This is a genomic window from Streptomyces sp. NPDC001750 (assembly GCF_042892615.1).
Classification (GTDB): Bacteria; Actinomycetota; Actinomycetes; order Streptomycetales; family Streptomycetaceae; genus Streptomyces.
In genome coordinates, this window is record NZ_JBIAUE010000003.1 from 416,922 (window position 1) to 431,162 (window position 14,241).

Consider the following 14,241-nt stretch of genomic DNA (forward strand, 5'->3'; position numbering starts at 1 on the left):
CCCCTGTGGGCCGGTTCCCGGCCATCCTCCGGCCTGCGGGAGGGGACACAAAAGCGCATTCTTCCGTGGCTGAGCCTCATGTTCTTCGATGCCTCGGCTGCCGGGCGGACCCCGGTGGCGGCGGCCGGGTCGCGGGCGCGGCCACGCGCGGCGCTCACCGACGCGGTGCGCCGCCCGCCGGGTCCTGGTCGCGTGCGACGCTTCCGGTCCGCTTGAGGGTGCGGATGATCGGGGCCGTCTCAACCGTGTCGACACCCGGGAGCGCCCCGATGCGCTCGGCGAGGTAGTCGTAGAGCTGTTCGTCGTCCCGGCACAGGACGGTGGCGAGCAGATTGGTCCGGCCCGTGGTCGCGGCCGCGTACGCCACTTCGGGGTGACGGGCCAGCTCGGCGCCGGCGGCGGCGAGCCGCGCGGGACGCACCGACAGCCACAGCGCGGTGGCGGACGGGCCGCCGAGCGAGCGCTCGTCGATGTCCAGCACGAAGAACAGCGCCCCGGCTCCGCGCAGGTGCGCGATGCGGCGGCGCACCGTCGACTCGTGGCAGCGGGCCTCGGCGGCGAGCGCGGCGTGCGTGGTGCGGCCGTCGCGGGCCAGTACCGCGAGGAGCAGGTGGTCGAGGTCGGTGAGCCGGACGGGCTGCGCCCGGGCGTCGGGCGGCGGGTACGCGGGGGCGAGCGCGTCCCGCTGCTCCGGGGTGAGGACGGAGGCGATGCCGTCCCAGCCGGTCGGGCCGCCCTTGAACAGCCGCAGCAGCCGGTGCGCGGTCACCGACGTGACCGCGCGGCTCGCGGGGATCCGGCCCATCAGCAGCGCGTCCCGCTCCCGTTCGCCGCGCACCGCCAGGTGGCAGACCACCTCGGTACCACCGGCGGCGAGCTTGACCCAGCGGGTGTCCTCCCGCCGGGCCAGGGCCCGGGCGAGTCCCAGCGCGGCGCTCGGGACGCACTGGAGCCGCAGCGCCCACACGGTCTGCCCGACGGGTCTGGGGTTGAGCCGGCCGACGACGCGCAATCCGGCCGTCTCGCGCAGCCGGGCGTAGCGGCGGGCGACCATCTGGTCCGAGACGCCCAGGACCGAGGCGATCCGGCGCAACGGCGCGCGACCGTCGGTCTTCAGTGCGTGGACGAGCTGCAGATCGAGGAATTCCACGTCCGCCAAGTCTATTCGCGGCGAGAACCGGCATGCGCGGTCCGACTCGTTGTTGCCGTTCGGGGCCGTTCCGGATCCTCGGTGTGCAGGCCCGCTCGGATCGTTTCAAAGCGGGGCTGCGCATCCCGCGGCGCCACCCGGCGCGGTCGCCGCTGTCCACGAAGAGGAGGACGGGAGGCGTCGGCGCATCGCCCGCTTCCCACGGCACATGAGCACATTCCGTGACCTTCGGCACTACATCGACCAGCTGAACGGGACGCTCGGGGAGGACGAGGTGCTCCGGATCGACGGCGCGGACCGCGATCTGGACATCGGCGGCATCACCGAACTCATGGCGGAGAAGGAAGGTCCCGCCCTGATGTTCGACAACATTCCCGGATTCCCCCCGGGCTACCGGGTGTTCACCAACTTCATGGGGACGGCGGCCCGCACCGCGGTGGCGCTCGGGCTGCCGCCCGACACCCCGAAGCTGGACATCGTGCGGGCCTGGAAGGACCTGAGCAGGCGGATCGAACCGGTGCCGCCGGTCGAGGTCACCACCGGTCCGGTCCTGGAGAACGTCCTGACCGGCGACGACGTCGACCTGCGGATCTTCCCGGCGCCCCGCTGGCACGAGGCCGACGGAGGGCGCTACATCGGCACCGCCTGCATGGTCATCGCCCGCGACCCCGACACCGGCTGGGTGAACATCGGCACGTACCGGGCGTGCGTGCAGGGCCCGGACCGGCTCTCGCTGTGGATGCTCGGCAACCGGCACGCCCGCGCCATCGCGGAGAAGTACTGGGCGCGCGGGCGGTCCTGCCCGATCGCGGTGGTGGTGGGCCAGGACCCGATCCTGTCCACGGCGGCGGCGATCGCCGCCCCCTCGGGGATGTCGGAGTACGACCTGGCCGGCGGACTGCGCGGGAAGGGGGTCGAGGTCCTGTACCCGGAGGGCGGCGAGATTCCCGTCCCGGCGCACGCGGAGATCGTGATCGAGGGCGAGATGCCGCCGGTCGAGGAGGAGTCCGTCCTGGAGGGTCCGTTCGGCGAGTGGACCGGCTACTACACGCACTCGGGCCAGGAGACCGTCGTCCGGGTGAAGCGGATCCTGCACCGGGACGACCCGATCATCCTCGGCGCGCCGCCGATGCTTCCGACCGTCCCTGCGGGCGACCAGGCCGTGCCGCTGTACTCGGCGTCGGTGACCTGGGACCACCTGGAGGCCTCCGGGGTGCAGAACATCAAGGGCGTGTGGGCCTACGCCCGCCAGCTGCTGATGGTGGTCTCCATCGAGCAGACCGGCGCGGGGGACGCCGTGCACGCGCTGCTGGCGGCGGCCGGGCGCAAGCGCACCGGGGGCATGGAGCGATACTTCGTCGTGGTCGACGAGGACATCGATGTCACCGACATCAACCATGTCCTGTGGGCGATGTTCACCCGCGTCGATCCGTCGGAGTCGATCCAGGTGCTGCGCGCGCCGACGACCGCCATCGATCCGCGGCTGTCGCCCGAGCGCCGGGAGGCCGGGGACCTGTCGATGGGGATCGTGCTGATCGACGCGACCAAGCCGTTCGCCTGGAAGGACCGATACCCGGCGGCGAACCGCTTCGACGACGCGGCCCGCGAGGAGCTGCGGCGGCGTTGGGAAGGGGTCCTGGCGCTCTGAGAGTCTGTCGGACGGCCTCCGGCCGGGCGGCCACACCCTGGCACGCAGACCGCCGGCGTCGCCGGAATGCCCTGGTGGCTCCTTCCCCGAGCGCTCGACTCCGTTCGAGCCGGGGAGACCTCCGTCCGGGCCATCCCGGCGCCTCGGAACCGCACGCCCCGTACCGCGTCCGCTCTCCGATCGGAGGTCACCCGGTAGACGCCGATTCCGGCGCCGCGGGGCGGGGCGGGCCCCGCCCCGCCTTTCTTTCCATCCCGTCCCGTCCCCTTGTCCCCGTCCCTACTGCTTCCTCGTCCCGCCCCGCATCCCGTTCCGTCGCGCCGCCAGGAGCCCCCCGTGACCATCCCGCCTCCCGCCCGTCTCGTCGTCGGAGTCACCGGCGCGACGGGCGCGCCGATCGCCGTCCGTCTGCTCGAAGTCCTGCGGGAGGTGCCGGAGGTGGAGACCCATCTCGTGCTGAGCACCTGGGCGCGCTCCACCATCGAGGTGGAGACGTCCCTCACCAGCAGGCGGTTCGCCGAACTCGCCGACGTGAACCACAAGTTCGGCGAGCTGGGGGCGACGATCTCTTCCGGCTCGTACCGGACCGCGGGCATGGTGATCGTGCCGTGCAGCATGAAGACGCTCGCGGCGGTACGGCACGGTCTCGCCGACAACCTCGTCTGCCGTGCGGCCGACGTCACCCTCAAGGAGCGGCGGCCGCTGGTCCTCGTGCCCCGCGAGACACCGCTGAGCGAGATCCACCTGGAGAACATGCTCGCCCTCGCCCGCATGGGCGCGCGGATCGTTCCGCCGATGCCGTCCTTCTACGACGCGCCGAACAGCATCGACGACCTCGTGGACCACATCGTGATGCGGATCCTCGACCAGTTCTCCCTGCCGGTCGCCGCGGCGGACATCGCGGAGCGCTGGCCGGGCCTGGCCGCCACCCGCGTACGGGAGTCCCGGCGGCAGCCGCGCGACACGACGGAGGCGGTCCGGGGCCGGTCGCGGTGACGGGCGGCCCCGGCCGCCCCGCGGACCGGGCGAGCGGCACCGCTCGCGTCGGGGCGCCCGGGCGTCCGGTGGCTCAGGCGACCAGGGGGCGGTCGTGCGGTGCCACGGGAGCCGGGAGCATCGTGGAGCCGTTCAGGTAGCGGTCCGTCGCCGCGGCGGCGGACCGTCCCTCCGCGATGGCCCAGACGACGAGGGACTGTCCGCGCCCCGCGTCACCCGCGATGAACACGCCTCCCGCCCGCGCCCCGCCCGCCCGCGCGACCGGCTCCGACGGGCCGGCCGGCGGCGGTGCGGCCGTCACGGCCTCGAAGGCATCGGTCCGGGCGTAGTTCCCCCGGTCGTCCAGCACGAGCCCGAGCTGACGCACCAGCCCGCCCTCCCGTTCCGGACCGTGGAAACCGAGGGCGAGCAGGACCAGGTCGGCGGGGATCACGTGTTCCGTGCCCGGTCTCGGCGTCCTGTCCGCGGGCCCCACCTCCGCCAGGCGCAGCGCGCACACACGGCCGGCCCCGTCGTCGTCGAAGCCCAGGGTGGCCGCGCAGAAGCGTCTGGGGTCCCCGCCGTCCCGGTCCCGGGCCTCCTCGTGGGCGTGGGACACCCGGTAGATCCGGGGGCGCACGGGCCAGGGTTCGGTGTCCGGGCGTACGGGTCCGGGTTCGGGGTTGATGTCGAGCTGGACGACGGACGCGGCGCCCTGGCGCAGCACCGTGCCGAGGCAGTCCGCCCCGGTGTCGCCGCCGCCGACGATCACGACGTGTCTGCCCTCGGCGGTGAGGACCGCGAGGTCCCGGTCCCCCTCGGCGACCCGGTTGGCCAGCGTCAGGTACTCCATGGCCTGGTGGATGCCCCACAGCTCACGGCCCGGGACGGGCAGTTCCCTGCGCTCCGTGGCCCCGACGGCGATGACGACCGCGTCGTTGCCGTCCATGAGGCCGCGGGCGTCGAGGTCGTCACCGACGCGCACGCCGGTGCGGAACTCCGTGCCCTCCGCCCGCATCTGCTCGATACGGCGGTCCAGATGGCACTTCTCCAGCTTGAAGGCGGGGATGCCGTACCGCAGCAGTCCTCCGAGGCGGTCGGCGCGTTCGTAGACGGTGACGGAGTGGCCGGCACGGGTGAGCTGCTGCGCCGCCGCGAGCCCCGCGGGTCCGGAACCGACGACGGCGACGGACTTGCCGCTGAGGTGCCCCGGCGGGCGGGGCTCGACGTATCCGCGTGCCCAGCCCTCGTCGGCGATGGTCTGCTCGACGTTCTTGATCGTCACGGGGTCGGCGTTGATGGACAGCACGCAGGAGTCCTCGCACGGCGCCGGGCAGAGCCGCCCGGTGAACTCGGGGAAGTTGTTCGTGGCGTGCAGCCGCTCGGCTGCCGCCCACCAGTCCCCCTTCCTCGCGTAGGCGTTCCACTCGGGGATGAGGTTTCCCAGGGGGCAGCCGCTGTGGCAGAAGGGGATGCCGCAGTCCATGCAGCGCCCCGCCTGTTCGGACACGAGCGGCAGCCTGGTCCGCCCCGCGTGGACCTCGTCCCAGTCGCCCAGCCGTTCCTGGACGGGGCGGGCGGGAACGGACCGGCGATCGGTCCTGAGAAAGCCGTGGGGGTCGGTCATGGCTCCGCCTCCGTCGCCCACTCGCGGTGCACAGACGTCAGAGCCAGCCTACGCTCGCACGCTCTCGCGGCCATCCGGGTGACGAGCCGCGGACGGGTTCGCGCCGGGCGCCGGCCCCGGGGGCCGGGGGCCGGTCAGGCACCCCCGACCCCGCGCCGGACGACGCCCCCCGCGCGGGCGGCCTCGCCGAACCGGTGCGGCTCGGAGGCCACGGGCTCACGGTGGATCGCGATGACGGCCGCGTCGTCGCCCAACCGCCCCCCGGCATGGCCCAGGAGATCGCGTCGCAGATGGTGCAGGAGTGCCTCCGGGGAACTCTCCGTCCACCGGGCGGCCCGCTCCGCGAACGGGTAGAAGCGTCCGCCCCCGTCGCGGGCCTCGATGACGCCGTCGGTGTAGAGGAGCAGGGTCTCGCCGTCCTCGAAGGCGAACGAGTCCAGGGCATAGGAGGACGGGCCCAGGCTGCCGACCCCCAGGGGCGGCGAAGGTCGCAGCCGGGGCACGGTGACGGAGTGCCCCGGGCCCAGCAGCAGGGGCGGGGGGTGCCCGCAGCTCGTCATCCGGCTGACGCCGCCCTCGTCGGGGACCTCCAGCAGCAGGGCGGTGACGAAGGGTTCGCCGATCTCGCCCTCCCGCTCGAAGTCGGCCTCGTAGCGGCAGACGCTCTGTTCGAGGGCCGCGGCGAGCTCGGGCAGGCCGGTGTGGCGGTGGGCGGCCTCGCGGAACGCCCCGAGCAGTACGGCGGCCTCGCCGATCGCGGCCAGGCCCTTCCCTCGCACGTCGCCGATCAGCAACCGGGTTCCGCCCTCGACGCGGGTGACCGCGTACAGGTCCCCGCCGATCAGGGCCTCGTCCTCGGCGGGGAGGTACAGGGAGGCGACCCGCAGCGGGCCGATGCGTTCCGGGAGCGGCCACAGCAGCACCTGCTGCGCGGCCTCCGCCACCGACCGCACCTGGGCGAGCTGTCTGCCCCGGCGTTCACGCAACAGGCAGTAGAAGACGAGCAGTGCGGAGAGCACCGCGAGGGCGATGATCTGCACCACCGAGCTCTCGGTGGTCAGCCTGCCGAGGTGCTGGACGATGAACGTCTGGGCGGCCACGGCCAGCACCCCGACCACTCCGGTGAGCACCGGGCCCGCGAAGGACGCGCAGAGCGCGGGCGCTATGACCAGCAGCGGTCCGAGCTGTATGTTCCGCCCCGTCACGATGTCCACGATGGTGATCAAGACGATCAGGGCCAGGGGCAGCGCCACCAGCCCGTGGCCCGGCCGCCATGACGTGCGAAGAGCCCTGAAGCGTTCACCGATCCTCACGTCTTCCACAGTGCACCGCGGCCGGTCGCCTCACGACTCGACGGGGGTTCGCCGGCCCGGGCGCCACGGACGGGCCGGCGCCCGGTCGGCGCGTTAGGCTCGTTCTGCGGGCAGTCCCCCGCACGCGTTCCGACCGTGGAGGCGGCCATGAGCGAGAACGAGGAGTACCCGACTCCGTCGCAGGCCGAGGGCGAGCGGCTGGACGAGGATCTCAACCCGGCCGAGCAGCGGCATCCCGCCACGACACGCACCCAGCCGTCCCAGGCGGAGGGCGAGCGCCTGCCGGAGGACGCCGAGAGCTGACCCGGCGCGGCCCCCACGACGGGCCGCCGCCGCAGGGCACGGGCCCGCGGCCACCGCCCGTACGGGTGACTTCGCCCGTACGGGACCCTCGTTCCCCGGCCGCGGGCCCGTGGCCGCCGGGACCGGGCCGTGGCCGGTGCGGGTGCGCGCCGGTGGAGTCCGGCCGACGATCGAGGACCGGGCAGCGGGTGGTCAGCGCCCCGCCCCAGCAGGCCGAGGCGCACGCCGGGATCCCGCTGCCGTTCGGCATGTCCGTCCTCGCCGCCCTCTTCGACGGAGCAGCGGCCGGGGTCGGCCTCTACGACACCGATCTGCGGTACGTGTACGTCAACCCCGCACTCGCCCTGATCAAGGGTCTGCCGGGCACCGGGGGCGACCGCCGTGCGGACCCGGAACCGTGCTGTTCATGTACACCGACGGACTAGACGGACTGGTGGAGCGCCGGGACGGGGCGACCGGACGTGTCCGTCGGGCGGCCGGCGGCGCTGCGGATGCCCTCGGGCGGGCGGTCGGAGGCTGCTGGACGAGGTGCTCGGCCGGTGCGGCCGGGACGCGGAGGACGACATCGCGTTCTGGGCTCCCGCATCCGCGCGGACGGGCGGATGCGGGAGCCGGCGTCCTCGCCCGGTGGCGGGCGTTCATTCCCGGGCGTGCTTGCGGCGTGCGGCGGAACGGCTGGTCACCAGGTGCTTCATGACAAGTTCCTCGACCCGTGGCACGTCCCGGTCCGCGATCGCCTCGTAGAGGTCCTCGTGCTCCTCGGCGACCTCCACGAGGTCGTCGTGCTGCCCCAGCAGCCAGCGCATCCTGCTGCGGAGGGTGCCTCCGAGCTCGTTCAGCAGCTCGTTGTCGGCGAGGGACGTCACCGTCTCGTGGAAGTCGGCCGCCGCCCGTCGCGCCCGTACGGCGTCGCCCTCGTGCGCCGCGCTCAGCTCCGCGTCGAGATCCGCGCGCAGCTTCGCCAGTCCCGCGCGGGTGCGCCGCTGGGCGGCGAGCCGGAACGTCAGCGTCTCCAGAGCCGTACGGACCTCGTCGAGGTCCGCGATGTCCGTCGGCGTGAACTCCCGCACCACGGCCCAGGTGCGCGGCCTGGGAGTGACCAGCCCCTCGGTGACCAGGGCCCGCAGGGCCTCCCGGATGGGCAGCCTGCTCACTCCGAGCTCCGCGGCGAGTTCGCGCTCGACGAGCCTGCTGCCCGGCGCGCGGGCGCCGTCGATGATCTGGTCACGCAACTGCCGGGTGACCCGCTCCGACTCGGGTTCGAAGCCGCCAGGCGGTGTCATGTCCTCATTCTCCCATCAGTCGGGGACGTCGTGGCACGGCCCGGCCGGTGCGTAACCGCGCTCCCGGACCAGCGCGTGCGTCAGCCGGGTGAAGGCGCGCGCGGCGGCGCTCTCGTAGGCGCTCTCCCGGCGCAGCAGGGTGGCGACCCTGGTGGGCAGGGGCGGGTCGACCGGGACGGGGGTGAGATGGGGGTGGTCGTCCGTGACCGCTTCGGGCAGCACGGTGGCCAGCCGGTCGGTGCGCTGCACGATCTCGGTGAGCGCCTGGACGCTGTTGGCCTCCACGGCGATCGGCGGGCTGACCCGATGCCGGGCGAAGTACCGGTCGATGTGGTTGCGCGTGGCGAAGTCGCTGCTGAGCAACGCGAGTTGCTGTCCGGCCAGTTCACGGACCGGGACGGGTCGCCCGGTCCGGGTGTCCGGACGGCGGGTGGTGACGACGAGGCCGAGCGTCTCGGTGAAGAGCGGGACCGCCACGATCCCGGAGAGGTGGTCTCCCCCGAACGCGATGCCGAGGTCCAGTTCGTCGGCCAGCAGGCTCGCCTCGATGCGATCCTGCGTCATCTCGCGCACCTCCAGGCTGATGCCGGGGTGACGGGTGCGCAGTTCCCGGGCGAGCGGTCCGACCAGGTAGGCGGTGAACGTCGGCGTCATCGCCAGGCGCAGATGCCCCTGGGAGAGGTCGGCGACGTCGAGGACGGCACGGTCGGCCGCCGCCAGTTCGCGGAGCGCGCGCCGCGCGTGGCGTACGTAGACCTCGCCCGCGTCGGTCGGGCGGACACCTCGGCCGCTGCGGTCGAGGAGCTGGACGCCGACCGCTCTCTCCAACTGCTTGATCTGCTGCGACAGCGTCGGCTGGGAGATGCGCAGTTCGTCGGCCGCGCGCGTGAAGCTGCCGTGCTCGGCCACGGCGATCAGGTAACGGAGGTGACGCAGTTCCGGACCCATGCCCGGAGTATAGAGCCGATCGATCGATATCCCACGAATATTCGACGCTGCCTATGCTCCCTGGTCATCGGGGCGTCACGGCCTCGGACCGCGGAGCGGGCCGACGCCCGGCGAAGCGGCCGGGGGCGTGTCCGACGACCGTGAGGACCACGCTCGCCGTCAGGACCCGGCCGCCCGCACGGGGGCATAGATGTGATCAATGAGCTCTGGGAGAACATGGACTTGGACTCTATAGCGGCAGGTCATGCATGGTGGGTGAGGTCAGCCCACCGGGCCGGCGACCATCGAAGGGAGTGGCCGTGCACGACATCACCGACGGCTCCGAGCGTTTCCGCCGCGAGGTGTTCCCCGCGAAGGCCGGGCTGTTCGCCCGCCTGGCCACGACGCACCGGCCGAGGACACTGTTCATCGGCTGCTCCGACGCCCGCGTGGTACCCGAACTGATCACCCGGAGCGAACCGGGCGAGCTGTTCGTCGTCCGCACGGCGGGCAACCTGGTCCCGGCCCATTCCTCGGGCACGGGCGGCGTCGCGGCGAGCATCGAGTACGCCGTCTCCGTGCTGGGCGTCCGCGACGTCGTCGTCTGCGGGCACTCGGCCTGCGGTGCCATGACCGCCCTGGCCGAGCAGCACGACCTGAGCGGCGCCCGGTGATCGCCGACTGGCTGCGGCACGCGGACGCCGTCCGCGCCCGGGCCGCCGCCGTCCCGGTCGCACCCGGCACGTCCAGGCCGGCCGCCCTGGTGCGCGTCAACGTCGCGGCACAGCTGCAGAACCTGGTCACCCATCCCTCGGTGGCCCGCGCCCTGGCCGCCAGGACGCTCACCCTGCACGGCTGGGTCTTCGACATCGCGACCGGATCCGTCGAGAGGGTCGACCCCGTCGTCACCGCGGCCTGACACACCCTGCAAGAACTCACCGGCCGCCTCGGTGCCGGTGTCACGGAAAGGAATCCCCATGCCCCACGCCGGGATCCTCGCCGTCCGCGAGGCGTGCCGGAGGCTCGGCACCGAGCACCTCGTCGGCGCCACCGTGTGCGTACTGGCGCACCCCTGCCCCATGTGCCTGGGCTCGTCGTACTACTGCTCCCCCGACGAGGTCGTCTTCCTCACCACGCGGGAGGCCTACGAGCCGCACTACGTGGACGACCGGAAGCACTTCGAACTCGACACCTTCTACGGCGAGTTCGCCAAGGAATACCGGGACCGCCGGCTGCCGATGCGGCACGAGCCGCACGAGGCCGCCGTCGACGTGTACCGGTTCCGGCAGGAGCGCAACGGCGGGGACCGCAGGGTCGTGGGAGCGCCGACGGCCCGATAGCCGCCCGCCTCCGCACCGCCCACCCGCACGACGGACGGCGCGGCGCGGAGGCGCGCCTCCCGCCCCGGTGGTACCACGGACCCGCGGGCCGCCCCGCACCCCCGAGCCCCGTACACCCGCCCCGTCCGTACACACGAGGAGAGACCCTTGCCATCAGTCGAGCTGTCCGAGGCCGAACTCCGCCACCTGGAGCGGGCCGTGCACCTGGCCGAGGAGGCGCTGCGGGCCGGGGACGAGCCCTTCGGTTCCGTCCTGGTGAGCGGCGACGGCCAGGTCGTCGCCGAGGACCGCAACCGCGTGCACGGCCTCGGCGACAGCACCAGCCACCCCGAGTTCGAACTGGCCCGCTGGGCGGCCGCGCACCTCACGGCGTCGCAGCGGGCCGCGGCGACCGTCTTCACCTCGGGCGAGCACTGCCCCATGTGCGCCGCCGCCCACGGCTGGGTGGGCCTCGACCGCATCGTCTACGCCCACTCCGCGGCCCAGCTGACGCAGTGGCTGGACGAGCTGGGCGCGCCGCCGTCCCCGGTGCGCGCCCTGCCGGTCCAGGAGGTGGTACCGGGCATCGAGGTCCAGGGGCCGGTGCCGGCCCTGGCCGATCGCCTGCGGGAGATGCACCGCGCCTCCTACCTGTCGAGGCACCAGGCGATGTGACGGGCTCCTCCGGCACGCACGCGTCCGGTTCGGGTCCCGCCGCGCCGGCGGCGGATCACGCCCCGGGACCCGGCCGGCGCTCCCACCGGGCGTCCGGCCCGCCGAAGGGAAGCCGGGCCCGGGCCCTCGCGATCAGCGCGCCGGGGTCCGGGCGCGCCTGCAGGGCGTTCAGGACGAGCCGCCACCACTGGTCGAGCCGGGACACGAACTCGTCCTCGCGCGGTGTCCCGTCGCCGCTGAGGCTGTACAGGCCGAAGAAGGCGCACACCAGGGCCGGGGCGGCGCCCGCCGGTTCGACACCCGCGGCGAGTTCGCCCCGTGACCGGGCGTCGGCGAGCAGCCGGGTGGCGGCCGCGGTCCAGGCGGCGAACGGGGTGGGAACGACGGCGTCGATGCTCCGCCGCTCCGCCCACAGCCGGGCACCCGCCCGCGCCACGACGTCCTGACACAGGACCCTCGCGATCTCGAAGCTCAGGGCGACGAGCCGTTCGAGCGGTGGGACGTCCGGGGCCGTGTAGTACGCGGACAGCTGGGGCCACGCGGCGAACCGGTCGCGCACCACGGCGAGGGCGAGTTTCTCCTTGCTGGAGTAATGGAAGTAGACGGCCCCGCTGGTCCTTCCCGAACGGGCGCATATGTCGTTGACGCTCGTTCCCGCATACCCCCGTTCGACGAAGAGCTGAGCCGCGGATTCCAGCAGAGATCTCCGGGTCGTTCGCGCCCTGTCCTGCATGCGTGTTCCACCTTCGATATTCCATGCGATACATAAGGCGCGAGGAGGTAGTGCGCCCGCGCATCGACGGCCTCGCCCAACCGTACCGAGCGGAGATTTTATTATTCTTCGACTGCGCACACAGGGGGATGTCAAGGAAACCCGGGGACTTGCCCACGCTTTCACACACGGCTCCGCCACGACTGTTCCCGGAAATGACCAGGTTTTTTCCACATCACCGGGCTTTCGGGCCGATTGGACGGACGATCGGCTCCGTACGGTCACCCTCGGGCCACTCCTCCGCGCACGCCCGGCGCGCGATCGCCCCGCGTCGAAACACTCGAAGTAGTGATTGCGCGCCGCTCGGACGCGAAATTAACGTAGTCGGCACGATGTTTTCGGGCCCGCACCGAATCGACGGATGAAATCCGTCGCGGCGAGCTCCGCAGAGGCGATCGACCGCCTTCTCAAACGGTCACCGAAGATCGTCCGAAATCCAGTTCCCCCTCAGTCCAGCGCGCCTTCCCCCGGTCCGGGAGAACAGCGAACCGGAATCGGACCGCGGCCGGCGCACGCTCCGAGAACGGCAGAGAAATGGCAACTGACCCCATTCCCAACTGGTCCCCCGCCGCCATCGTCTTCGATTGCGACGGCACGCTCATGGACACCGAACGCCACTGGCAGGACGCCCGCAACAGAGTGTTCGCGGAGTTCGGCCTCAAGCCCCCGCCCGGCTTCGCCGAACGCGCCCAGGGCGTCCACTACACCGAGTGCGGAAGCCTCATGGCCCGGGAGACCGGGAAACCCGAACTCACCCACGAGATGACCCAATCGCTCCTGAGACACTTCATGACGCTGGTCGACGAGGACCCCGTCACCATGCCGGGCGCGGCCGCCCTGGTGGGGCTCACCGCTCGCCACATGCCGCTCGCGGTCGCCAGCAACTGCCCGCGGGAAATGGTGGAGTCGTGCCTGCGGCGGGCCGGCCTGCTCGGCCACTTCGACCACGTCGTCGTGGCGGGCGGCTCCCTGCGCCCCAAGCCCCGCCCCGACGTGTACGCCGAGGCGGCGGAACGGTGCGGCGTCCGGCCGCACGAAGCGCTGGCGGTCGAGGACTCCCTCACCGGCATCGAGTCCGCCCGGAGGGCCGGACTGCGGGTGGTCGGCGTCGGGCCACGACCCTCCGGCCTGGGGGCGGAACGGGCCGACCTGTGGGTCGACGCCCTGAACGATCCGGCACTGGTGGCCTGGGCCCACACCTGGATCGCCGACGCCGGGCCCCCCGTCGCATGAGGCACCGGGCCCGGCGCGCACCGGCACACGGCGGCACGGCCGCGGTGTGCCGGTGCGCGTTCCGGCCCCGTACCACGCGGCACGGGGCCCCGGGGCCGCGCGACGTCCGGGTCTCACCATGCAGTCATATTTGACATTAGCGCGTCTTATGGAAGATAAAGAAGGTCCTTTGGGTTGAAACTCACGCACCGTGATATTCGAGGCGTGACAGCCATGAACGTCTACGTGAATGAGTACCACCGTGCCGCACGCCGCCCCGTCCCCCGAACCGCCCGCCGACGCCGCCGCGGACTGGGAGGCATGGCGCGCCGAACGGCGCCGCTCCGTCACCTCGGCCACCGGGAACCTCGCCCTCGTCGAGACCCGCTGGGCCCCGGACGGCGAGCGCCCCGACCCGGACGCGGCCCGCGCCGGGCAGCCGGACACCGTGACCGTCACCACGCTCGAACGCACCGACGCCGTCACCGGCGCGCCCGAGTACGGGCTGCGTTTCTGGGACGCGCACTCCCCCGCGATCCGGCACTTCGACCGCACCGACGTCTTCCCGTACGACCCGTCCTGGGTGCTGGAGGCGTCCTACACGCCGGTGCCGGGCGCCAGGAGGGTCCCGTTCGAGCACATCCGGGACAACGGCGGCACCCGCGACCTCGTCGTTCCGGGAGACATCGAACTCACCCTGGACGGCAGGGACTACACCCTGAGCGCCTTCGACGACGACGGCACCCTGCTGCTCGTCTTCGGTGACCCGACCAACGGCGACGCCACCTACGGCGCCGGACGCTTCCTCTTCGTCACCCGCACCGGCGAGGGCCGCGTCCTCCTCGACTTCAACCGTGCCTTCGTGCCGCCCTGCGGCTTCTCCGATCAGTACAACTGTCCGATGCCGCCGCGGCAGAACCGTTTCCACCTGCCCGTGACGGCAGGAGAGAAGCGCCCCGTCTTCCGCGACGGCTTCCCCGCACAGCACTGATCGCCCCCGGCAACTCCGCCCCGCAGCACGAAAGCGCGTACTCCTC

Annotated in this window: 14 protein-coding genes and 1 pseudogene; 9 read left to right on the forward strand and 6 right to left on the reverse strand. The window is 72.7% G+C overall.

Going from position 1 to position 14,241, the window contains the following annotated elements:
* Positions 1-154: 154 nt before the first annotated feature.
* Positions 155-1,150, reverse strand: a complete 996-nt coding sequence (locus tag ACFYY6_RS07950) for an Lrp/AsnC family transcriptional regulator (protein ID WP_389192161.1) — start codon at positions 1,148-1,150, stop codon at positions 155-157.
* Positions 1,151-1,358: 208 nt separating this feature from the next.
* On the opposite strand from ACFYY6_RS07950, the gene ACFYY6_RS07955 reads away from it, so the two are divergent.
* Both ACFYY6_RS07955 and ACFYY6_RS07960 read left to right on the forward strand, forming a co-directional pair.
* Positions 1,359-2,798: a UbiD family decarboxylase gene (locus ACFYY6_RS07955; protein WP_351624774.1), complete on the forward strand. Its 1,440-nt coding sequence runs from the start codon at positions 1,359-1,361 to the stop codon at positions 2,796-2,798.
* 336 nt (positions 2,799-3,134) lie between these two features.
* Positions 3,135-3,794 carry a UbiX family flavin prenyltransferase gene (locus ACFYY6_RS07960; RefSeq protein WP_351524975.1) on the forward strand — a complete coding sequence of 220 codons (660 nt, stop codon included), beginning with the start codon at positions 3,135-3,137 and terminating at the stop codon, positions 3,792-3,794.
* Positions 3,795-3,867: 73 nt separating this feature from the next.
* On the opposite strand, the gene ACFYY6_RS07965 is transcribed toward ACFYY6_RS07960, so the two are convergent.
* Positions 3,868-5,400, reverse strand: coding sequence for a glutamate synthase subunit beta (locus tag ACFYY6_RS07965; protein ID WP_351524976.1), 1,533 nt, complete (start codon positions 5,398-5,400; stop codon positions 3,868-3,870).
* A 134-nt stretch (positions 5,401-5,534) separates the two neighbouring features.
* Positions 5,535-6,713 (reverse strand): PP2C family protein-serine/threonine phosphatase, encoded by a 1,179-nt coding sequence (locus tag ACFYY6_RS07970; protein WP_388650495.1) that lies wholly within the window; start codon positions 6,711-6,713, stop codon positions 5,535-5,537.
* 147 nt (positions 6,714-6,860) lie between these two features.
* Between ACFYY6_RS07970 and ACFYY6_RS07975 the strand changes: the two genes are divergently transcribed.
* Together ACFYY6_RS07975 and ACFYY6_RS07980 are read left to right on the forward strand one after the other, a co-directional pair.
* The gene (locus ACFYY6_RS07975; protein WP_199883242.1) at positions 6,861-7,016 is read left to right on the forward strand and encodes a hypothetical protein; all 156 of its coding nucleotides are present in this window, start codon (positions 6,861-6,863) and stop codon (positions 7,014-7,016) included.
* 188 nt (positions 7,017-7,204) lie between these two features.
* Positions 7,205-7,441, forward strand: coding sequence for a hypothetical protein (locus ACFYY6_RS07980; protein ID WP_351525795.1), 237 nt, complete (start codon positions 7,205-7,207; stop codon positions 7,439-7,441).
* Between the two features lie 213 nt (positions 7,442-7,654).
* On the opposite strand, the gene ACFYY6_RS07985 is transcribed toward ACFYY6_RS07980, so the two are convergent.
* On the reverse strand, positions 7,655-8,299 hold the full coding sequence (locus ACFYY6_RS07985) for a GntR family transcriptional regulator (protein WP_351624782.1): 645 nt from the start codon (positions 8,297-8,299) through the stop codon (positions 7,655-7,657).
* Positions 8,300-8,314: 15 nt separating this feature from the next.
* Positions 8,315-9,247, reverse strand: coding sequence for a transcriptional regulator CynR (gene cynR, locus ACFYY6_RS07990; protein WP_389192164.1), 933 nt, complete (start codon positions 9,245-9,247; stop codon positions 8,315-8,317).
* 299 nt (positions 9,248-9,546) lie between these two features.
* Between cynR and ACFYY6_RS07995 the strand changes: the two are divergent.
* The 3 genes and pseudogenes from ACFYY6_RS07995 to ACFYY6_RS08005 all read left to right on the forward strand — a co-directional run bounded on the left by ACFYY6_RS07995 (position 9,547) and on the right by ACFYY6_RS08005 (position 11,220).
* Positions 9,547-10,145 (forward strand): annotated as a pseudogene (locus ACFYY6_RS07995) (carbonic anhydrase).
* 37 nt (positions 10,146-10,182) lie between these two features.
* The gene (locus ACFYY6_RS08000) at positions 10,183-10,566 is read left to right on the forward strand and encodes a nucleoside deaminase (RefSeq protein ID WP_389192167.1); all 384 of its coding nucleotides are present in this window, start codon (positions 10,183-10,185) and stop codon (positions 10,564-10,566) included.
* Positions 10,567-10,713: 147 nt separating this feature from the next.
* Entirely contained in the window at positions 10,714-11,220 is a 507-nt protein-coding gene (locus ACFYY6_RS08005; RefSeq protein WP_351525802.1) for a nucleoside deaminase, read from the forward strand.
* A gap of 55 nt (positions 11,221-11,275) precedes the next feature.
* Here ACFYY6_RS08005 and ACFYY6_RS08010 read toward each other — a convergent pair whose 3' ends face one another.
* Positions 11,276-11,953: a ScbR family autoregulator-binding transcription factor gene (locus tag ACFYY6_RS08010; RefSeq protein WP_351525804.1), complete on the reverse strand. Its 678-nt coding sequence runs from the start codon at positions 11,951-11,953 to the stop codon at positions 11,276-11,278.
* 573 nt (positions 11,954-12,526) lie between these two features.
* Between ACFYY6_RS08010 and ACFYY6_RS08015 the strand changes: the two genes are divergently transcribed.
* Together ACFYY6_RS08015 and ACFYY6_RS08020 are read left to right on the forward strand one after the other, a co-directional pair.
* Positions 12,527-13,225 carry an HAD family phosphatase gene (locus tag ACFYY6_RS08015; protein WP_351525806.1) on the forward strand — a complete coding sequence of 233 codons (699 nt, stop codon included), beginning with the start codon at positions 12,527-12,529 and terminating at the stop codon, positions 13,223-13,225.
* A 229-nt stretch (positions 13,226-13,454) separates the two neighbouring features.
* A complete protein-coding gene (locus ACFYY6_RS08020) occupies positions 13,455-14,195 on the forward strand; it encodes a DUF1684 domain-containing protein (RefSeq protein ID WP_351525541.1) in 741 nt (246 codons plus the stop codon).
* Positions 14,196-14,241 lie beyond the last annotated feature (46 nt).

Bases quoted from the DNA above. Each gene is read 5' to 3' on its own strand.
- ACFYY6_RS08015 (WP_351525806.1), top strand. From the start codon at position 12,527: ATGGCAACTGACCCCATTCCCAACTGGTCCCCCGCCGCCATCGTCTTC.
- ACFYY6_RS07965 (WP_351524976.1), bottom strand. From the start codon at position 5,400: ATGACCGACCCCCACGGCTTTCTCAGGACCGATCGCCGGTCCGTTCCC.
- cynR (WP_389192164.1), bottom strand. From the start codon at position 9,247: ATGGGTCCGGAACTGCGTCACCTCCGTTACCTGATCGCCGTGGCCGAG.
- ACFYY6_RS07955 (WP_351624774.1), top strand. From the start codon at position 1,359: ATGAGCACATTCCGTGACCTTCGGCACTACATCGACCAGCTGAACGGG.
- ACFYY6_RS08020 (WP_351525541.1), top strand. From the start codon at position 13,455: ATGAGTACCACCGTGCCGCACGCCGCCCCGTCCCCCGAACCGCCCGCC.
- ACFYY6_RS08010 (WP_351525804.1), bottom strand. From the start codon at position 11,953: ATGCAGGACAGGGCGCGAACGACCCGGAGATCTCTGCTGGAATCCGCG.
- ACFYY6_RS07975 (WP_199883242.1), top strand. From the start codon at position 6,861: ATGAGCGAGAACGAGGAGTACCCGACTCCGTCGCAGGCCGAGGGCGAG.
- ACFYY6_RS07985 (WP_351624782.1), bottom strand. From the start codon at position 8,299: ATGACACCGCCTGGCGGCTTCGAACCCGAGTCGGAGCGGGTCACCCGG.